General features: G+C 67.7%; 19 protein-coding genes. 12 read left to right on the forward strand and 7 right to left on the reverse strand.

What is annotated here, in order from left to right; translation table 11 throughout:
• Positions 1-56: 56 nt before the first annotated feature.
• From sdhC to sdhA, 3 genes are read left to right on the forward strand one after another with little or no spacing between them, the layout of a single operon-like run.
• On the forward strand, positions 57-437 hold the full coding sequence (gene sdhC, locus D4766_RS12645) for a succinate dehydrogenase, cytochrome b556 subunit (RefSeq protein WP_120717766.1): 381 nt from the start codon (positions 57-59) through the stop codon (positions 435-437).
• A gap of 10 nt (positions 438-447) precedes the next feature.
• Entirely contained in the window at positions 448-834 is a 387-nt protein-coding gene (sdhD, locus tag D4766_RS12650; RefSeq protein ID WP_120717767.1) for a succinate dehydrogenase, hydrophobic membrane anchor protein, read from the forward strand.
• Positions 834-2,765 carry a succinate dehydrogenase flavoprotein subunit gene (gene sdhA, locus D4766_RS12655; protein ID WP_120717768.1) on the forward strand — a complete coding sequence of 644 codons (1,932 nt, stop codon included), beginning with the start codon at positions 834-836 and terminating at the stop codon, positions 2,763-2,765. Before sdhD ends, sdhA begins: the two co-directional genes overlap by 1 nt.
• 12 nt (positions 2,766-2,777) lie before the next feature.
• On the opposite strand, the gene D4766_RS12660 is transcribed toward sdhA, so the two are convergent.
• The gene (locus D4766_RS12660; RefSeq protein WP_120717769.1) at positions 2,778-3,341 is read right to left on the reverse strand and encodes a Clp protease/crotonase-like domain-containing protein; all 564 of its coding nucleotides are present in this window, start codon (positions 3,339-3,341) and stop codon (positions 2,778-2,780) included.
• Positions 3,342-3,488: 147 nt separating this feature from the next.
• Here D4766_RS12660 and D4766_RS12665 point away from each other — a divergent pair, with 147 nt between their 5' ends.
• Positions 3,489-4,343, forward strand: coding sequence for a glycoside hydrolase (locus tag D4766_RS12665; protein WP_234024811.1), 855 nt, complete (start codon positions 3,489-3,491; stop codon positions 4,341-4,343).
• On the opposite strand, the gene D4766_RS12670 is transcribed toward D4766_RS12665, so the two are convergent.
• The 3 genes from D4766_RS12670 to D4766_RS12680 all read right to left on the reverse strand — a co-directional run bounded on the left by D4766_RS12670 (position 4,340) and on the right by D4766_RS12680 (position 7,260).
• The gene (locus D4766_RS12670) at positions 4,340-4,891 is read right to left on the reverse strand and encodes a hypothetical protein (RefSeq protein WP_120717771.1); all 552 of its coding nucleotides are present in this window, start codon (positions 4,889-4,891) and stop codon (positions 4,340-4,342) included. The genes D4766_RS12665 and D4766_RS12670 overlap by 4 nt on opposite strands.
• Positions 4,892-4,981: 90 nt before the next feature.
• On the reverse strand, positions 4,982-6,019 hold the full coding sequence (locus D4766_RS12675) for a winged helix-turn-helix domain-containing protein (protein ID WP_120717772.1): 1,038 nt from the start codon (positions 6,017-6,019) through the stop codon (positions 4,982-4,984).
• Positions 6,020-6,078: 59 nt separating this feature from the next.
• Complete coding sequence (locus tag D4766_RS12680; protein ID WP_120717773.1) at positions 6,079-7,260, reverse strand: alpha-hydroxy acid oxidase; 1,182 nt, start codon at positions 7,258-7,260, stop codon at positions 6,079-6,081.
• 115 nt (positions 7,261-7,375) lie between these two features.
• On the opposite strand from D4766_RS12680, the gene D4766_RS12685 reads away from it, so the two are divergent.
• Positions 7,376-7,765, forward strand: a complete 390-nt coding sequence (locus D4766_RS12685; RefSeq protein WP_120717774.1) for a BlaI/MecI/CopY family transcriptional regulator — start codon at positions 7,376-7,378, stop codon at positions 7,763-7,765.
• Positions 7,762-9,396 (forward strand): M56 family metallopeptidase, encoded by a 1,635-nt coding sequence (locus tag D4766_RS12690; RefSeq protein WP_120717775.1) that lies wholly within the window; start codon positions 7,762-7,764, stop codon positions 9,394-9,396. Before D4766_RS12685 ends, D4766_RS12690 begins: the two co-directional genes overlap by 4 nt.
• 75 nt (positions 9,397-9,471) lie before the next feature.
• On the opposite strand, the gene ypfJ is transcribed toward D4766_RS12690, so the two are convergent.
• Positions 9,472-10,332 carry a KPN_02809 family neutral zinc metallopeptidase gene (gene ypfJ, locus D4766_RS12695; protein ID WP_120717776.1) on the reverse strand — a complete coding sequence of 287 codons (861 nt, stop codon included), beginning with the start codon at positions 10,330-10,332 and terminating at the stop codon, positions 9,472-9,474.
• Positions 10,333-10,456: 124 nt separating this feature from the next.
• On the opposite strand from ypfJ, the gene D4766_RS12700 reads away from it, so the two are divergent.
• The 5 genes from D4766_RS12700 (at position 10,457) to D4766_RS12720 (ending at position 16,040) form a co-directional block, all read left to right on the forward strand.
• Positions 10,457-11,212, forward strand: a complete 756-nt coding sequence (locus tag D4766_RS12700) for a 3-hydroxybutyrate dehydrogenase (RefSeq protein ID WP_120717777.1) — start codon at positions 10,457-10,459, stop codon at positions 11,210-11,212.
• Between the two features lie 27 nt (positions 11,213-11,239).
• Positions 11,240-12,760, forward strand: a complete 1,521-nt coding sequence (locus tag D4766_RS12705; protein ID WP_120717778.1) for a M28 family metallopeptidase — start codon at positions 11,240-11,242, stop codon at positions 12,758-12,760.
• 61 nt (positions 12,761-12,821) lie between these two features.
• The gene (gene guaB, locus D4766_RS12710; RefSeq protein WP_120717779.1) at positions 12,822-14,285 is read left to right on the forward strand and encodes an IMP dehydrogenase; all 1,464 of its coding nucleotides are present in this window, start codon (positions 12,822-12,824) and stop codon (positions 14,283-14,285) included.
• Between the two features lie 7 nt (positions 14,286-14,292).
• Positions 14,293-15,471, forward strand: coding sequence for an RsmB/NOP family class I SAM-dependent RNA methyltransferase (locus D4766_RS12715; RefSeq protein ID WP_120717780.1), 1,179 nt, complete (start codon positions 14,293-14,295; stop codon positions 15,469-15,471).
• Between the two features lie 62 nt (positions 15,472-15,533).
• Positions 15,534-16,040, forward strand: coding sequence for a tetratricopeptide repeat protein (locus D4766_RS12720; protein ID WP_234024812.1), 507 nt, complete (start codon positions 15,534-15,536; stop codon positions 16,038-16,040).
• 21 nt (positions 16,041-16,061) lie between these two features.
• On the opposite strand, the gene D4766_RS12725 is transcribed toward D4766_RS12720, so the two are convergent.
• Complete coding sequence (locus D4766_RS12725) at positions 16,062-16,547, reverse strand: RNA pyrophosphohydrolase (RefSeq protein WP_407701497.1); 486 nt, start codon at positions 16,545-16,547, stop codon at positions 16,062-16,064.
• Between the two features lie 10 nt (positions 16,548-16,557).
• Positions 16,558-17,511: an alpha/beta hydrolase gene (locus D4766_RS12730; protein ID WP_120717782.1), complete on the reverse strand. Its 954-nt coding sequence runs from the start codon at positions 17,509-17,511 to the stop codon at positions 16,558-16,560.
• 171 nt (positions 17,512-17,682) lie between these two features.
• Between D4766_RS12730 and D4766_RS12735 the strand changes: the two genes are divergently transcribed.
• Positions 17,683-19,689, forward strand: a complete 2,007-nt coding sequence (locus D4766_RS12735) for a 2-oxoacid:acceptor oxidoreductase subunit alpha (RefSeq protein ID WP_120717783.1) — start codon at positions 17,683-17,685, stop codon at positions 19,687-19,689.
• The last annotated feature ends 1 nt before the right edge of the window (position 19,690 follow it).

The raw sequence follows: 19,690 nt of genomic DNA on the forward strand, positions 1-19,690 counted from the left end.
ACCGCGATGCCAAGGCGTTAAGGGGAGGGCACCTCAAACCCGGGACATTCCACCGCATGGCCGACCGCCCGTTATCGCCGCACCTGCAAATCTGGAAATGGGGACCGCACATGGCGGTATCCATCCTCCATCGCATCACCGGCGATGGAATGGCGCTCGTGGGGCTCGCCGTGCTGGTCTGGTGGCTGGTCGCCCTTGCGAGCGGGCCGGAAGCCTATGGCGACTTCCAGGCACTGGCGGGATCGCCGGTTGGGCTGATCGTGCTGGTCGGGCTGTCATGGGCGTTCTTTACCCACATGAGCAGCGGCATTCGCCACTTCGTGCTCGACATCGGCGCGGGCTACGAGTTGGCGACCAACAAGTTGTGGTCGATGCTCGCACCGCTGATCGGCCTTCTCCTGACCGTGGCCTTCTGGGCCGTGATCCTGCTGAAGTGAGGACCTGACGATGGGTAACGGAACCGAGATCGGCAAGGTGCGCGGGCTGGGCCCGGCGCATCACGGATCGCACCACTGGATGCTGCAGCGCTTCACCGCGATCGGCAACATCGTGCTGGGGCTGTTCTTGGCGCTCGGGCTCGCGCTCCTGCCGAACTACGACTTCGCAACGGTGCGCGACTGGCTGGCGCAACCGATCCCGTCCGCGGCGCTGGCGATCTGGATCGTCGACGTATTTTGGCACGCCCGCCACGGCCTGCAGATCCTCGTAGACGATTATGTCCACGAACGCGGCAACCACCTCGCCGTGACGATCGCCCTCAACATACTCGCGGTCGGCGGAGCGGGCTTCGCGCTCTTCTCCATTCTCCGCATCGCCCTTTCCGGAGCCGCCTGATGGCCGAGAAGATTACCGATACCGCCGCCGCCAACGCGCGCGACACCGCGCCCCCCGAGGCGCCGCCGGAGGAAACCCGGACCGGGGCCGGCACCCCCCACGGCCGGACCGAGCGAAAGAACGAATACAAGATCATCGACCATACCTACGACGTCGTCGTCGTGGGTGCGGGGGGCAGCGGCCTTCGCGCCACGATGGGGGCGGCCGAGGCGGGCCTGCGCACCGCCAACATCACCAAGGTCTTCCCCACCCGCAGCCACACCGTGGCGGCGCAGGGCGGCATCGCGGCGAGCCTCGGCAACAACACGCCGGACCACTGGACATGGCACATGTACGACACCGTCAAGGGGTCGGACTGGCTCGGCGACCAGGACGCCATCGAATACATGGTGCGCGAGGCGCCCGCCGCGGTCTACGAGCTTGAGCACGCCGGCGTGCCCTTCAGCCGCAACGACGACGGCACGATCTACCAGCGCCCGTTCGGCGGCCACATGCAGAACATGGGCGAAGGACCGCCGGTCCAGCGCACCGCCGCCGCGGCGGACCGCACCGGCCACGCTATGCTTCATGCGCTGTATCAGCAGAGCCTGAAGTACGACGCGGACTTTTTCATCGAATACTTCGCCATCGACCTCATCATGCAGGATACGCCCGCCGGCAAGGTCTGCCGCGGCGTCGTCGCGATGTGCATGGACGACGGCACGATTCACCGCTTTCGGGCGAAGGCCGTGGTGCTGGCCACCGGCGGCTACGGTCGTTGCTACTACACCGCGACCAGCGCTCACACGTGCACGGGCGACGGCGGCGGCATGGTGCTGCGCGCGGGTCTGCCGCTGCAGGACATGGAGTTCGTGCAGTTCCACCCGACCGGCATCTACGGCGCCGGCGTTCTCATCACCGAAGGCGCACGGGGCGAGGGCGGCTACCTCACCAATTCCGAAGGCGAGCGGTTCATGGAACGCTACGCCCCGTCGGCGAAGGACCTAGCCAGCCGCGATGTCGTCAGCCGTTCGATGGCGCTGGAAATCCGCGAGGGGCGGGGCGTGGGTTCGGACAAGGACCACATCTATCTCCACCTCGACCACATCGATCCCAAGATCCTGGCCGAACGGCTTCCCGGCATCACCGAGAGCGGCAAGATCTTCGCCGGCGTCGACCTCACGCGCCAGCCGCTCCCGGTGGTTCCCACCGTGCACTACAACATGGGCGGCATCCCGACGAACTATCACGGCGAAGTCGTGACGATCGGTGCGGATGGCAATCCGGAGAAGGTCGTCCCCGGGCTCTTCGCGGTGGGCGAAGCGGCATGCGTGTCGGTCCACGGCGCTAACCGCCTGGGATCGAACAGCCTCATCGACCTCGTGGTGTTTGGCCGCGCGACCGGCCACCGTCTCAAGGAACTGATCACCCCGGGCACGTCGCACGACGAACTGCCAAAGGATGCGGGCGACCTCGCGCTCGACCGGCTCGATCACTTCCGCAATGCCAGCGGCGGGTCGCCCACCGCGTCGATTCGCAAGGCGATGCAGCAGACCATGAGCCGTCACGCGGCCGTCTTCCGCACCTCCGACCTCCTGTCCGAAGGCGTCGACGAGCTCGAGAAGATCTATCGCCGGATGGAGGACATCAACGTGTCCGACCGTTCGCTGATCTTCAACAGCGACCTCATCGAGACGCTGGAGCTCGACAACCTCATTGCACAGGCCACCGTGACGATGGCGAGCGCGGAGAATCGCAAGGAAAGCCGCGGTGCCCATGCGCACGAAGATTTCCCCGATCGCAACGACGGCGAATGGATGAAGCACACCGCCGCGTGGTTCGACGGGTGGGGCGGCAAGGGCGGCACCGTCCGCATCGACTACCGCCCGGTCCACGAATACACGCTGACCGACGACGTCGAATACATCAAGCCGAAGAAGCGGGTGTACTGACCTGGAGCGGAGTTACACGATCCCCGCGATGAGGCCGCGTTCGGCGGCTTCTTCGCAGGCGATGTACCAGTTGTCTGGCGCCTTCTGGCGAACCTCCGCGAAGCCGACATCGCTCCCGGCTACGATGGAGCGGAATCCGTCTTCCTCGATACGGATCGAGAATTCGATTTCGTTGAGCGTTGCCCTGAGCTGATCGATGCAGCTCTTCAGCGGACCGACGAGGCGGACCGTCCTGTCGATCTGCCTTTCGTGCAACAGCAGGCTGGAATTGCGGGTGAAGTACCGGGCCTCGACCGGAAAGCCGGCCATGAAGGTCGCGCCGGCCGAATACACCGCGGCCTTGCCCAGAAAATAGATTTCGCGCCCGGCTTCGCGCAACAGGCGCACATCATCGGCCATCGCCCGGGCAATTTCCGGATTGCCGCCCAGTGTCGTCAGTGAAACGACGAGGGGGCCGCTTTCGGGCGCGGCGGCGAGCTGCTTGCGAAATTCGGCATACATCGCCTCGTCGACACTGCCGACCAGCCGCAATTGCGGCGCAGCCCTGATCTTGTCGGACATATCCTGGCCGGACATCGATTACCCCCGCTTCGTTGCCGAGAGGGAGCGCTTCGTCCGCTAGTCGGTTCCGGACTGGCGACAGGTTTCAGCAGAAATCTCGCCGCGGAATGAACGGATGCGGGGTGTTTGGTTGCTTCCTTCGTCAGTGTAGACCCCTGCGGTATGACAACTGCTCGCCTTTCGATAGTGGCCGCCTCGCTCTTCCTAGCGGGGTGTTCGACATCGGTCGCGGCTGAAACCGGCGGCTTCTACACGCAGCATCGCGATGCGGGCGGGATACCGGTGATCGGGTCGGCGATGGTAAAAGCCGAGGCGCTCGACACGGCGGCGGGGCTCGTGCGCCAGATGCTGGCCCCGCGACCCGATCTTGCGCGCTGGCTGGCCGGCAACGGCTACCGCGTGGCGATCATGGCCGAAAGCGAGGCGACCACCGACCTGCCCGAGCAGGCGCACTGGACCCGCCCTACGCGCAACGATCCGCGCCTGACCCGCTGCGAGCACAAGCATTACGATGCGCGCATCGGCGCGATGAGCGACCGCGAGTACTGGAACGGGCGTGCCCGCGGGATGGCCGGGCCGTTGACCAGCGGATCGGAGGAGGACGTGCTGGGCCTCCGCTCGAGCCGGTATTGGGGCGAGACGATCCTCGTCCACGAGTTTTCGCATAACGTGCTGGCCGCCATTCGCGCGGTCGATCCCGCATTGGCGGGGCGGGTGGACGATGCCTATGCCGCCGCCTTGCGCGACGGGCGCTGGAAGGACGAGTACGCCTCCACCACCGTCGACGAATACTGGGCCGAAGGCACGCAGTTCTGGTTCGATTCGAACCGGCTGGCGGTATTCGACGGGCGGCGGATCCTGAATCATCAGGATCTCGCCGCTTACGATCCTGCGCTCTACGCTGCCTTGGGCGAAGCCTACGGACCGGGTCACCGGCTTGCCGGCGACCCGTTCTGGCAAAGCCCGGCGCGCGTACCGCCCGGGCCCGTCCCGCGCAATACCGCGGAGGTGTGCTAGGCTGCGATTTGCTCCCGCGCGGCCCGGCGGAACAGCGCCGCCGCGCCGAGCCACATGGCGGCGAAGAAAGCGTCGATGATGGGGGTCGGCGTGCCGTTGACCGCGTGGAGGATCGAGAACAGGACCTGCAGGCCGGCCACGGCGACCATCGCAGGGGCGAGAACACGCACCTTGCCCAAGGCCGCGACAGCACCGACGATGGCGGCGAACACCACCGCGAAGTAGGTCCAGTTGGCCGGGTTGTCTTCGCTGCCGATGATTCCGACCGCGAGATTGATCCAGATCTGCAGGAACGCGCAGGCGACGGCCAGACCCGTGCCGAGGCGAAAGGCGAGGTTGGCGCTAGCCCGCGCGGCGAGTTCGAACACACCGCCCACGATCGCAAAGATCGTCGCCGCGAACACGAAGTCGGACGCGGTCCACGAGACGCCTTCGACCCCGGCGAGCATCGCGATGGCGGGAAGGGCAAGCAGGCAGGCGGCGACTGTCCATCCGGCGATCCGGAGAATGCGCGTCGAACGCGGGCTCATGTCGGTGGCGGTCATCATGGCAACTCTCCTCTGTGTCTGGAGCTGCCCGTATCCCCGCTGTACGCACTGACCGTCATGAGGAGGGGATGAGGAACCGCTGAAATCGCCCTAGTCGCGGCGCCCCATGCGTTGCCAAGCGATCATCGCGGCAATCACCCCGGTCACGAACAGCGTCGCTTCCGCCACGGTCGCCGCGGCGAGCATGGGGGGCGGGAGGACCGCGATTTCCAGCTTCGAATCGGGAAACTGCCGGGCCGTCTCTACGAGTGTGCCCGCAAGCAGGCGGCCCCCGGCAATCATGATCACGATCCCGGCCGCCGTTCCGCTTGCGATAGCTGGGAGTATCCGGCGTGCCGTCGGCCAGTCGCGGAGCCGGGCAGCCACGCCCCAGGCCAGCCCGGCGGCCGCGCCGATCACCAGGCCTTCGAGCGGGCCGGTGGGCGAAGCGGGAGCGCGGCCGAACAGCAGGGTGAACAGATCCATGCCCACCATCCGGCCGATCGCGCCCACCAGCAGCCCGCCGAGCGCGCCGCCGATGCTCACCCGCCAGACGCTCGCCGTGCGTCCGGCCAGCGCGATGCCGCCGCCGACGAAGGCGCCGCCGACGAACCCGAGGACCAGCGTCACGCTGACGAGCACGACGAGCGCGGAGGCGGTGCCCATGCCGCGGGAAACGATGCCGAGCGACAGATAGCCGAGCCCGCCGACGATGCCCGCGCCGCCGCCGCCGAGCGCTGCTGCCAGCGCCGAGGCAGGCACGTGCCCGAACCGGGAGGCAACCGGCGGAGAGGTAATGCCGTCGGGGCGGTGCGCGTCGCTGCCCGCGGCGACGGTTTCCACCGGCATCAGCAAGCGGTAGCCATGACGCGGAACCGTCTCGATGACCCGCGGGTTGGACGCATCGTCGCCCAGCGCCTTCCGCAAGGAGCGGATACACTGCGTCAGCGCTTCATCCGTGACGGGCACGCCGCGCCAGACCTCGTCCATGAAGCGGTCCTTCGTGACGAGCCTGCCATCCTCCGCCACGAGGAGAGCCAGCGCGTCGAGGTAGCGGCCGCTCACCTCGAGCACCTCGCCGCCGCGCGTCAGCCGCCGTTCGGCCGGGTCGAGCCGGAAAGGGCCGAATTCATAGGGTCCGCCGTCCATCTTTTTAGCCGATAAGGCGAAACAGCGCACGATGCCACCGGCCCGTGCAGGGCGAGGGCTCAACGGCGGCGGAGCACGTCGCGATTCAGCTCGGCGACCGACTTCACCCCCATCAACCGCATTCCGCGGGCGATCTCGTCGCGCACGATGGTGACGGCGCGTTCAACCCCGTCCTCTCCCGCCGCGGCGAGCGCGTAGAGATAGAGCCGTCCGCCGGAGGCCGCGGTCGCCCCCAACGCCAGCGCCTTCAGCACATGCGTTCCGCGCCGGACGCCGCCGTCGCAGATCACCTCGATCCGGTCGCCGACCGCGTCCACGATCTCTTCCAGCTGGTCGAACGGGGCGCGGCTGCCGTCGAGCTGTCGGCCGCCGTGGTTGGACACCATGATCGCGTCGCAGCCGATATCGGCCGCGCGGCGCGCGTCGGTCGTGCTCATCACGCCCTTCAAGCAAAACTTGCCGCCCCAGTCGGCGCGCAGCCTCTCGACCGCCGCCCAGTCCATGTCGGGATCGAGCATCTCGTTGAAATAGTCCTGGATCGAGATGGCCTTGCCGCTGCCTTCCGCGACATGGGTTTCCAGGTTCGGCAGGCTGAACCGTTCGCGGAAGAGGAAGTTCAGCGCCCAGGCGGGCTTCGTGGCGTAGGACATGAAGCTCGACGGGGTGAACCGGGGCGGGGTGGTGAACCCGGTGCGCTTGCACCGCTCGCGGTTACCCGAGACGATCGTGTCGACCGTCAGCGCGATCGCATCGAAGTTCGCAGCCTTCGCTCGCTCGACCAGCGCGGCGTTGAGACCGCGGTCCTTGTGATAGTAATACTGCAGCATCTTGGGCCCGGCGTAGTTCGCGCCGATCTCCTCGATGCTCACGCTCGACAGGCTGGAAATGCCGAACCAGAGGTTGTGGCGCTCGGCCACGCGGGCCACCGCGCGCTCGCCGTGCCAGTGGAACAGCCGCTGGAGGGCGGTGGGACTCAGCATCAACGGCAACGAGGTCTTGCGGCCCATGATCGTCGCCGACGTGTCGATCTCCGCCACTCCGGCGAGGACGTTCGGCACGAGGTCCACGTCGTCGAATGCGGCCGTGTTGCGCGCTTTCGTCACCTCGTCGTCGCCGGCCCCGTCGATGTAGTGAAACACCGGATAGGGCAGCCGCCGGTGCGCCAGCGCGCGAAAGTCCGCGACGTTGTGGCAGTCGGTCAAAGACCGGACGCGGTGCGGAACGGAAAAATCGAAAGCCATCGCCAAGACCCTACCGGCCCGCGCGAGAGCGGGGAAGTCGTTCGTCGATCCCCGGCTTGCCTATGTCGCGCGAATCGATTACAAACGTAGACAATAAGCGAATGAGGAGAGCGGAGTGGCCGACGACGGCGAAAGCGCACCGGAGCGTATCAGCGAGGCGGAACTCGCGGTTATGGAAGTCTTGTGGGACAAGAACCCGCTCGCCGCCAGCGATGTGTGCGACAAGGTCTGCACCGAGCGCGACTGGTCGATCCCGACGGTGAAGACCCTGCTCGGTCGGCTGGTGTCGAAGGGGGCCGTAGAGACTGCGCCGGATGGTCGCCGGTTCCTTTATTCGCCGCTCGTCGAACGATCCGAATATGTCGGCAGCGAATCGCGGCGGCTCGTGGACCGGCTGTTTGGCGGACGGGCCGCGCCGCTCATCGCTCATCTGGCGGAAGCCGAAGCGCTCACCGACGAGGACCTGTCGGAAATCGAACGTCTGCTGAGGGAGCTTCGCAAATGATCTGGCTCGTCGACACGCTCGTGTGGACGGGCGCGTTCATCGCGCTCGCATTGCTCGCCCGCCGGCCGGTCGCCCGTCATTTCGGGGCGCGCGCGGCATACGCTTTGTGGGCGCTTCCGCTCGTCCGGTTGGTGCTGCCGCCAATAGAACTGCCGGCGTCGTTCGCGCCGCTCGTGAAACCGCTACCGATGGCCCCGGTCGCGCCGGCTCTTGAGGTCTCCTATGTCGCTTCCACGGGCGTGATCGAGGCGCCGGCTGCGATCGTACCTTCGGTGGAAAGCATTTGGCCGACGATCCTGTTCGCGATCTGGCTGGGCGGCGCCGCGATCTATCTCGTTACGCGACTGGCTGCCTACTTCCGCCTGCGCGACACGTTGCTCGCCTCGGCCCGAACGGTCGGCGAGGCAGGGACCGTACGCTTCGTCGAGACGCCTGCGACGCTTTCGCCGATCGCCTTCGGTGTGATCGACCGGGTGGTGGCGCTGCCGCCGGGCTTCATGGCAAGTCCCGATCGCGCCGCGCGAGACCTCGCGCTGGCGCACGAGCTTGCCCACCACCGGGCGGGCGACCTTGCAGCGAATTTCGCCGCGTTGCCGCTGTTCGCGCTGCACTGGTTCAACCCGCTGTCCTGGCTCGGCTGGCGCGCGATGCGGCGCGATCAGGAGGCGGCCTGCGACGCGCGGGTCATCGCGAATCGTGGCCGTGCCGAACGCGCAACCTATGCCTCCGTCATCGCGCGCGCAGCGACGACTGCGCCGCGCGGCGGATTCCAGCCCTCGCTTGCCGCACCGATGGCTTGTCCGGTGCTGGGCGATGCTTCCATCGTCGATCGTTTGAGGACCCTGACCATGACCGATCCAACCATTCGCCGCCGCCGCGCCGGAATGTTGCTGATAGGAGCCGCCGCGCTGGCGCTGCCGCTGACGGCGTCGATCTCCTACGCCGCCGACGAGGCCCCGGTACCGCCCGCGCCGCCGGAGGCACCGCAAGCCCCGCCGGTGGTACCCTCCGCTCCGTCCGCACCCGCCGCACCCCTCCCGCCCGAAGCGCCGTATGCACCTCAACCTGGCGAAAGCCGCATCGTCGTCGAAGGCACCTCGCCCGACGGTAGTGCACGCGAGCGCAGCGTCACGGTGATCCGGACGACCGGCGCCGAACAGGCCCCCCAGAGGCGTCTCATCGAGATGCGCGATCATGTCCCGCACGGCCTCGAGCCCGATAGTCCCGAGTTCGAACGGCATATGAAGCGGATGGAGCGCGATCTCGAACGGATGGGCAGGGAAATCGAGCGCTCCGTTCGCATTGACGAGAGGCGAATTGCTGCGGTCGCCGCGCGGGCAAGCGCCAGTGCCCTTGCCGCCGCCGACCATGCGAAGATCGCCGCAATGGCCGCAGCCCGCGCCCCGCGGGTGGTCGAGGATTGCGAGGGGACGCAAAGCGTTCGGGAAAGCAGGAGCGCCGACGGCAAGCGCGTGATCCGCATCTGCCATTCGGGCAAGGGGCAGGCCTTGAGCAGCCTCCGCCATGCGCGGGCTTCGATCGCCAGCAACCGCGACATGCCCGAGCAAGCCCGAGCCGAAGTCCTCGCCGAGCTCGAAGCCGAGATCGCGGAACTGGAAGCAGGCAACTGAGCGCCAGGGCCTGAAAACAGTCAGTGGGTTGAAAGGGGGGCGGCTCGTTCGCCCCCCATCGGTCATTCGCGGCAGCTAACCGACCTGCGTATAGCGATCGCAAACCGTATCGTCGGCGCTTTGCAGGCCGGCGCGCAGGGCTTCCGAACGCTGGGCGCTGGTGCCGTGGGTAAAGTTCTCCGGGCTCACGCGGCCTTGCGTCAGGCGGTCGTCGCCGATCGCGCTGGCTGCGGTCATGCCTTCCTCGAAGTCGCCGGGATCGATGAGGTTGCGGTTCTTGCCCGCCCACACCCCGGCGTAGCAGTCGGCCTGCAGCTCCATGCGGACCTGAAGCTGGTTCGCCGCGCGCGGGTTCTGGCTCTGCGCGCTGCGGATGGCATCGGCGACGCCGGTGAGCTTCTGAATATGGTGGCCGTATTCGTGGGCGATCACGTAGTACCGGGCGAAATCGCCGCGCGCGCCGAGCTGGCGGGCCATCTGGTCGTAGAAGCTGGTGTCGATGTAGATGCCCTCGTCCGCGGGGCAGTAGAACGGACCCACGGCAGCCGAAGCACTGCCGCACTGCGAGTTCACTTGGCCGGAATAGAACACGAGTTCGGGCTGCTTGAACGGGATGTTCGCCTTCCGGAACTCCGGCTGCCAGGTCTGGTTTAGAGACTGGAGCGCGTTGCAGGCCTCGGTCGCGTATTCGTTCTGGGTGCACAGCTGTTCGACCGTCTGAGGCGATCCGTCGCCGCGCGGCGCGACCTCCTGCCCCTGCTGCGCGTTGTTGACCGCGCCGATCGTCGACATAGGATCGGCCCCGAACACGAAGTAAGCGATCGCCGCGATGACGAGCGTGCCGCAGCCGACGCCGCCGCCAGTGCCGCCCGGAAAACCGCCGCCCCCGCCGCCGCGCACATTGATGCTGGATGGATCGAACCGATTGAGCCGCATGTGCTTCCCCCCTTGAAACCTGACGCCACGCAACCGCTCGCGTTAGCGCTGGACACCGGGCCGCCCGCGCCGCAACAGCGGGCACAGTGGCCATCTTGGCCGAACAATCATCGAAGGAGGCCAAATGTTCCTGTCCGGCAAGCGCGCCCTCGTCACCGGATCGACCTCGGGCATCGGTCTCGCCATCGCCCGCGCGCTTCGGGCCGAGGGGGCCGAGGTCGTCCTCAACGGGTTCGGCGACGAGGCGGAGATCGCGAAGCTGCGCGAGGAACTCGGCGCCATCCATGTGGGTGCCGACCTGACCACGCGCGAAGGCTGCGAGGAGCTGATGGCGGCGGCAGGGCCTGTCGACGTTCTGGTCAACAACGCCGGCATGCAGTACGTCAGTCCGGTCGAGGACTTTCCTGTCGGCAAATGGGACGCGATTATCGCGCTCAACCTCACCAGCGCGTTCCACACCATCCGCCTCGCCGTTCCGCACATGAAGTCGGCAGGCTGGGGACGCATCATCAACACCGCCAGCGCGCACTCGAAAGTCGCCTCGCCGTTCAAGAGCGCATACAACGCCGCCAAGCACGGGCTCGACGGGCTCACCAAGACCGTGGCGCTGGAAGTCGCGACCGACGGGATCACCTGCAACTGCATCAGCCCCGGCTACGTCTGGACCCCGCTGGTCGAAGGGCAAATCCCCGACACGATGGCGGCGCGAGGCCTTTCTCGCGACGAAGTCATAAATGATGTCCTTCTCGTGAAGCAGGCGACGAAGAAGTTCGTTCAACCTTCCGAGATCGGCGCGCTCGCCGTGTTCCTGTGCCGCGACGAGGCGCAGAACGTGACCGGCGCGAACTGGAGCATCGACGGCGGCTGGACCGCGGAATAGCCGTCACGCAAGGGAGACACGGGGGCAATGCAGGTGCGGGTCCAACGTCTGAGGACTGGGCTGGCGACCGCGTTCGCGGCGGGGCTCGTGGCCCTGCTGGCCGGTTGCACCACGGTGCCGCGCACCGCGCCGCCGCCCGGCGCCCTTTCGGCGATCGAGGCATCGCTCAGGACCCACATCGACATTCTCGCCAGTGACGAGTTCGGCGGACGCCGGCCCGGTACCGACGGCGAGGGCAAGACGCTGCGCTACCTCGCGCGCGAATTCCAGGGGATGGGGCTCGAATCGGGAACCAACGATCCCTCCAATCCCTGGTACGCCCCGGTCGAGCTTGCTTCGATTACCCCGGCGCAGAGTTCCGCGCGGTTCTTCCGCTCGGGCCGGCCGGTGGCGATGCCCGGCGGCGGGGTAGCCGTGTTCTCGGCCGGCAGCCGTGGTCTGATCGACCGCGCACCGGTCATGTTCGTCGGCAACGCGGGCGAGCGTCTCGACGGGGCGGCCGTCGCCGGGCGTGTCGTGCTGATGCTGTGGGACCACGAGGGCCATACCGAGCAGCGCGACGCCCTGCTGCGCGAAGGGGCTGCCGCGGTCATCGCCATCGTGCGCGACGAGGACGAGTACGCCTCGATGGTCGCCGCACGCCGGCGCGGCAGCTATCGCCTCGCATCGGTCGACGGCGGCAATGCGATCGACGGTTTCATGACGCTGGACGCCGCGGCTGCGCTGATCGGCGAGGCCCGGTTCGCCGACCTGCTCGCCCACGCCCAAGACCCTGCCGCAAAGCCGCGCGGCATCGATGCGGTCGCCACTCTGGAGGCGACGTCGACCCCCGGCACCGTCAAGACGCACAACCTCATCGCGCGTCTGCCGGGGCGGGTGCCCGGTTCTGGCGCAGTGCTGGTTCTCGCACATTGGGACCATTTCGGCACCTGCGCCGCGCCGCCCGCGATCGATACGACCTGCAACGGCGCCGTCGACAACGCGAGCGGCCTTGCGGTCATGACCGAGCTTGCCCGCCGCCTCGCCGCCGGACCGCGCCCGGCGCGCGACGTCTATTTCCTCGCCACCACGGCGGAGGAATGGGGGCTTTTAGGCGCGCAGGCCTTTGCCGAGAACCCGCCGGTTCCGCTCGATTCGATCGTCGCGGCATTCAATCTCGACACCGTGGCGGTCGCGCCAGCGGGCGGTCCGGTGGCGATCGTGGGGAAGGGGCTGACCCCGCTCGATCCCGGCATCCTGTCGGTGCTCAAGGCCACAGGCCGCGTGGAGGGGACCGAGGAATATGCCAGCGCATACGTCCGCCGGCAGGACGGCTGGGCGCTGATCCAGCGCGACGTTCCGGCCGTTTCGGTCACCAGCGCCTTCGCGCAGGAAGGGCCGCTCGCGCGGTACATCACCGAACGGTATCACCAGCCCGCCGACAAGCCGACCGGCATCGAACTGGGCGGGGCGGCGGAAGACCTGCTCCTCAACCTCGCGCTGGTGCGATTCTTCGCCGATCCCGCGAAGTGGACCGCGACCGCGGGGAAATCGGTGGCCGCCCCCTAGCCGCGCAGGGCCTGTGCCGTTAGAGGGGGCCGCCACGACTCTCCCGCGGAAAGCACCCAAAGTGGCACACGACGACATCCCCCTCGGCCTCACCTTCGACGACGTGCTGCTGCGGCCGGGCGAAAGCGACATCCTGCCCTCGATGGCGGACACCCGCACCCGGCTGACGCGCGGGATCGCACTCAACATCCCCGTAATCTCCGCTGCGATGGATACGGTGACCGAGGCCGACATGGCGATCGTCATGGCCCAGATGGGCGGCATCGGGGTGCTGCACCGCAACCTCGAGATCGACGAACAGTGCGCCGCCGTACGCGCGGTCAAGCGGTTTGAGAGCGGCATGGTCGTGAACCCCATCACCGTTCGGCCCGATGCCACGCTGGGCGAGGCGCAGGCATTGATGACGGCGAACCGCATCAGCGGAATTCCCGTGACCGACGCGGCGGGCAAGCTGTGCGGCATCCTCACCAATCGCGACGTGCGCTTTGCCGAAAATCCAGGCCAACCGGTGCGCGAGCTAATGACCAGCGACAACCTCGCCACCGTCCCCTTGGGCACCAGCGGCGAGGACGCGCGGCGGCTGCTGCATCAGCGGCGGATCGAGAAGCTGATCGTGGTCGACGATGCCTACAAGTGCGTGGGCCTCATCACGGTGAAGGACATCGAGAAGGCGGTGACCTATCCCGATGCGACCAAGGACGAAACCGGCCGCCTGCGCGTCGCGGCGGCCAGCACCGTGGGCGACAAGGGTTTCGACCGCACCCGGGCGCTGATCGAGGCGGAGGTCGACGTCGTCATCATCGACACCGCGCACGGCCACAACAAGGACGTGAGCCGCGCCGTCGAACGGGCCAAGACGCTGAGCAATTCGGTCCAGATCGTGGCCGGCAACGTCGCCACGGCCGAAGCGACCCGCGCCCTGATCGATGCGGGCGCCGATGCGGTGAAGGTCGGCATCGGGCCGGGCTCCATCTGCACCACGCGCGTCGTAGCCGGCGTCGGCGTGCCGCAGCTCACCGCCGTTCTCGAATGCGCCGAGGAAGCCGCGAAGTCCGGCGTGCCCGTCATCGCCGACGGCGGCCTGCGGACGAGCGGCGATGCGGCCAAGGCCCTTGCGGCGGGCGCGAGCTGCGTCATGATCGGGTCGATGCTGGCCGGCACGGAGGAAAGCCCGGGAGAGACGTTCCTCTACCAGGGGCGCAGCTACAAGGCCTATCGCGGCATGGGCAGCGTCGGCGCGATGGCGCGGGGAAGCGCCGATCGGTATTTCCAGCAGGATGTCAGCGCACTGAAGCTGGTGCCCGAGGGGATCGAGGGTCAGGTGCCCTACAAAGGGCCGGCGAAGGACGTGATCCACCAGCTCGTCGGCGGCATCAAGGCAGCGATGGGCTACACCGGCAGCGCGACGATCGGCGACCTGCGCGAGCGGGCACGCTTCGTGCGCATCACCAACGCGGGCCTTGCGGAAAGCCACGTCCACGACGTCGCGATCACGCGCGAGGCACCGAACTACCCCACTCGGTGACAACGGCATGACCCCGTCCGCACGCGTACAGGCGGCCATCGAAATCCTCGACGCCGTAATCGATGCCGCGCGAGGGGCGGGCGCGCCGGCGGACCGGCTGGTCTCGGACTATTTTCGCACCCGGCGCTATGCGGGGTCGAAGGACCGGCGCGCCGTCCGCGGGCTGGTCTACGATGCGATCCGGGCCTGCGGGCCGATCCCTGCCGACGGGCGGGCGGCGATGCTGCGTCTGGGTCAGGATATGCCGGATCTGGCGAACTTGTTCGACGGATCGCCGCACGGGCCTGCGCCGATCGGACCGGCCGAAGTTGCGACACCGGGCGGGCTCGCACCCGAGTGGCTGGAACGCGAACTGGCTGCGTCCGGCATCGAGGGGGATGACGCGGCGGCGTTGCTCGGCCGCGCGCCGCTCGACGTGCGGGTCAATACGCTCAAGGCGTCCCGCAACACCGTCAAACTGCCCGTACCGGCACAGACAACCGAGGCGCCGAACGGGCTGCGTCTCGAACCGGGTACGCCGGTCGAACAGTGGGACGCATTTCGCGCCGGCCTGATCGAGGTGCAGGACACCGGCAGCCAGCTCGCCTGCATGGCGGTCGGGGCGATGCCGGGCGAAACGGTGGTGGACCTGTGCGCGGGGGCGGGCGGCAAGACGCTGGCGCTGGCCGCCGCGATGGACAACCGCGGCAGGCTGGTCGCGACGGACACCGATCGTGCGCGCCTGTCGCGACTGGCGCCGCGGGCGGAGCGGGCAGGGGCGGGCCTGATCGAGAGCCGCCTGCTCGATCCGGGCCGCGAGATGGAGGCGCTCGGCGATCTCGAAGGGCTGGCCGATGCGGTGCTGGTGGACGCGCCATGTTCGGGCACGGGCACCTGGCGGCGCAATCCCGAAGCGCGCTGGCGGCTGACGCCCGAGCGGCTGACGCGCTTCGTCGCGGCCCAGGATCACGTGCTTGATCTCGGCGCGCGGCTCGTGCGGCCGGGGGGGCGGCTCGTCTACGTGACCTGTTCGCTGCTCGATATCGAAGGGGCGGACCGGGTCCAAGCCTTTCTCGGTCGCCATGGCGGCTGGGCCGCCCGCCCGCCCTCACTGCCGCTCGGCGACGCGCGAGGGCAGGGCTGGCGCCTCGCACCGTTTCGCGACGGGACGGACGGATTCTTCATCGCCTGTCTATCTCGCGCGTGATAGCACGGCCCGATATGCCCGAGCCACGCCCTGCCCGGACACCCGCACTCAAGGAGTTGCTGATGCGTTTCGCCGCCCCCGCCGCCGCCCTCGCCATGGTTCTTGCGATTACCGCAAGCGTGGGTTCGGGTGCCGAACGGGTAAGCGACCCGCGCGCGGCCGCGCTGGTGGCCGAAGGGCGGGCGGCGCTGGCAGCTGGACAGCCGGAGAAGGCGGTGGATGCGTTCGAGGCGGCCCTTACGGTCGATCCGGGCGACACCGGCATTGTGCTCGAACTGGCGGAAGCTGCCCGCCGCAACGGATTGCAGGGCAAGGCAATCCGCTACTACCGCTCGGCGCTCGCCCGCGATCCGGCAAATCTCGCCGCCCTGTCGGGCGAAGGGGCGGCGCTGGTCGAAAAGGGTGCGGTCGACAAGGCGAAGCGCAACCTCGCCCGGCTGCAGTCGATGTGCGGCGACGGGTGCGCCGAGACCCGCTCGCTGGCCGCAGCGATCGCCAAGGGACCGCAGGCGCGGGTGCTGACGGCCGAGGCCGTGCTGCCCGACGCGACCGTCACACAGCAGAACTGATTGCGGCCGCGGGCGCGCACGTCAGATCAGGTCGCGAAATCCTTCGACGACAGTGCGATAGACGCGCTTCTTGAAGGGTACGATGAGGTCGGGAAGGTCGTCGGGATCGACCCAGCGATACTCGCAGAACTCGGCGGGGTCGTGCGCGTCGAGGTCGATGTCGTCGTCGCTGCCGGAGAACCGCAGCAGGAACCAGTCCTGCTCCTGTCCCCGGTACTGTCCGCCCCACAGCTTGCCGATCAGCTCTTCGGGCAAATCGTATCGCAGCGGTTCGTCGAGCTGCTTGATTATCTTTGCCTTGTCAGAAGTTACGCCCGTTTCCTCATGCAGCTCCCGCATGACGGCCGCGGTCAGATCCTCTCCCGGATCGACGCCGCCTTGGGGCATCTGCCACCAATCGCCTTCCTTGTTGTCGATCCGGCGGCCGACGAAGACCTTGCCGTCGGCGTTGACGAGCATAACGCCCACACAGGGGCGGTAACCGCGTTCGGTCACGTTGGCGTTCACGTAGTTGTCCTCAGGTATGGCGCTGAAGCATCAGTTTCACCGCGTCGATCAGCGCCTCGACGTCGGCCTGTGCGCTCGGCACCGCCTTGCGTAGCGTAATGAAGCCGTGAATGTTCCCGCGCGCCTCGATGTAGGTGACGTCGACTCCGTTCTGGATCAGGTGCGCGGCGTACTCGCGCCCCGAATCCCGCAGCGGGTCGAGCCCGGCGGTTATCAGAACGGTCGGCGGGGTCTGCGCATGATTTTCGTGCAGGATCGGATAGTTGCGCTTCGAACCTTCGTCGGCGGCGTAGCTCCGGTTGAAGAATCCCATCGACCGGGCAGTGAGCAGGAATCCCTCGCCGAAGCTCTTGTAGCTCGCGGTATCCTCGATCGGGCCGGCGATCGGGTAGATCGGCGCCTGGACCAGCACGGGCACTGCGGCGGGTTCGTCGCCGAGCGCCTGAGTGACCACGATCGTGAGGTTTCCGCCCGCACTGTCGCCCGTGGTGACGAGGCCGGTCACTTGGCGGCCCAGTTCCGCCGGGCTGCCCGCGACCCAGCGGGTCGCCGCTTCGCAGTCGTCGGGCGCGGCGGGGAAGGGGGCCTCGGGCGCAAGGCGGTAGTGGACCGCCACCACCGGCAGGTCGAGCCCGTGGGCCAGTTCGGTGCAGATGGCGTTATGCGTGTCGAGATCGCCGATCACGAAGCCGCCGCCGTGGTAGAACATCACCACAGGTCCCGCCTCGCGGTTATCGCGCGCATCGTAAAGGCGCAGCGGGATGTCGCCAGCCGGCCCCGGGCAGGTGAGGTCCTTCACCACCGCCAGGTCGCGCTCGGGCGCCTCGGCCAGGCCCTTCATCGCGACGTATGTTCCGCGCGCCTGTTCGATGGGCACTTCGTCCATCTCGGGGCCGGCCATCGACTTCAGGAAATCGAGGAAGCCGCGCACGTCCTCGCGCACGTAGTGTTCGGTATCGGCCATTGGCGGTCTCCCTCGGTTTCGAATCGATACGATTAATGGCCGCGCTTTCGCATTTCCACTCGACTTTTGTAGGCATGGGGCAGAAAAACTTGATTGTGGGAGGGGGGCGCCATGCCTAGCTGCCCCGCTCCACGAAGCAGCGCCCCGTGCGGCGCGTGACAAGGATGCCCGATGGCCTCGACAGCCGCCGATACCCGCGACGCCGCGGTCCGCCCCGACAATCCCGAGGCCATGGTCGTGCGCTTCGCCGGCGATTCCGGCGACGGCATGCAGCTGACTGGCGGGCAGTTCACGCTGTCGACGGCGTTGGCCGGCAACGACCTCGCCACCTTCCCGGACTTTCCGGCAGAAATCCGTGCGCCGCAAGGAACGCTGTTCGGCGTCAGCGCCTTCCAGATCAACTTCGGCAGCCGCCAGATCGACACCGCAGGCGACGCGCCCGACGTGCTGGTGGCGATGAACCCGGCGGCGCTGAAGACCAACCTGCAGGCGGTGAAGCCCGGCGGGCTGGTGATCGCGGACACCGGCGAGTTCACCAAGCGCAACCTCGACAAGGCGAAGTACGACGTGAACCCGCTCGAGGACGGCAGTCTTGCGAAGTGGGACGTGCTCGCCTTCGATATCAGCGCGCAGACGGTCGAAGCGGTGAAGCCCTTCGGCCTCGGCAACAAGGATGCCCTGCGCTGCAAGAACATGTGGACGCTGGGCCTTGCGCTCTGGATGTTCGGCCGCGACCGCGAGCCCTTGCGCGATTGGCTGCGCCAGAAGTTCGCCAAGGCGCCCGAACTGGCGGAGGCCAATATCGCCGCGCTCGACGCCGGCCATGCCTATGGCGAGACGGCGGAGCTTTCGGGCCCGCTGCGGCAGGTCACCGTCGATCCGACGCCGAGCGAACCGGGCCTCTACCGCACGATTACCGGCGCGGAGGCGGTGGCGCTGGGCCTCGTGGCGGGCGGCCAACTGATGGAGGTACCGCTGTTCTTCGGCGGCTATCCGATCACTCCGGCCAGCGCGATTTTGCACCACCTCGCGCGGCTGAAGGAATTCAACGTCACGACCTTCCAGGCGGAAGACGAGATCGCCGCGATCTGCGCGGCCATCGGCGCAAGCTATGCCGGGCAGCTCGGCATCACCTCGTCGTCCGGCCCCGGCATTGCGCTGAAGGGCGAGGCGATGGGCCTTGCCATCATGACCGAACTGCCGCTGGTGATCGTCAACTCGCAGCGTGGCGGGCCCTCGACCGGGCTACCAACCAAGACCGAGCAGAGCGACCTCTATCAGGCGGTCTACGGCCGCAACGGCGACGCACCGATGCCGGTGATCGCCGCGCGCAGCCCGGCCGACGTGTTCGAATGCGCGATCGAGGCGTGCCGCATCGCGGTGCAGTACATGACCCCGGTCATGCTGCTGACCGACGGCTACATCGCCAATGCCGCCGAACCGTGGAAGGTGCCGGACCCGAGCGCGTTCGAACGCGCGCCGGTTCAGTTCCTCGAAGAGAAAAACGCGGGCGACGTGCTGCTGCCGTTCAAGCGCGACGGCAAAGGCGCGCGGCCGTGGATCAAACCCGGCACGCCCGGCCTCATGCACCGCATCGGCGGCATCGAGAAGGCGGTGGACACCGGCCACATCGACTATTCGCCCGGTAATCACCAGGCGATGACCGATGCGCGGCGGGACAAGATCCTGGGTGTCGACATGCCCGACCAGCAGGTCGAGCTCGGCTCGGACGATGGGAGCTTGGGCGGCAAGCTTGCGGTCGTAGGCTGGGGCAGCACCTTCGGCCCCATTCACCAGGCGGTGATGCGCAGCCGGAAGAAGGGCATGGACGTGAGCCATATCCACGTGCGCCACATCTGGCCGCTGCCCGCCAACCTCGGCGATCTGCTGCGCGGTTACGACCGGGTGCTGGTGCCAGAGATGAACACCGGCCAATTCAAGACCGTGCTGCGCGACCAGTATCTCGTCGATGCCCAGCCATTCACCAAGACCAGCGGCCAGCCGTTCCAGATCGCCGAGCTCGAAGCCGCGATCGCGACCTATTTCGACGGCGTGCCCGGCAACGCGGGCGGCGATGAAGTTCCCGCAGACGACACCCAGCTGCCCAATCCGGAGGCGGGGCATGACGATGGCTCCCTGCCGCGGCATCTGCGCCTGCATCACGACCGGGACAACTGAC

The sequence above is a fragment of the Tsuneonella amylolytica genome, assembly GCF_003626915.1.
GTDB classification, from domain to species: domain Bacteria; phylum Pseudomonadota; class Alphaproteobacteria; order Sphingomonadales; family Sphingomonadaceae; genus Tsuneonella; species Tsuneonella amylolytica.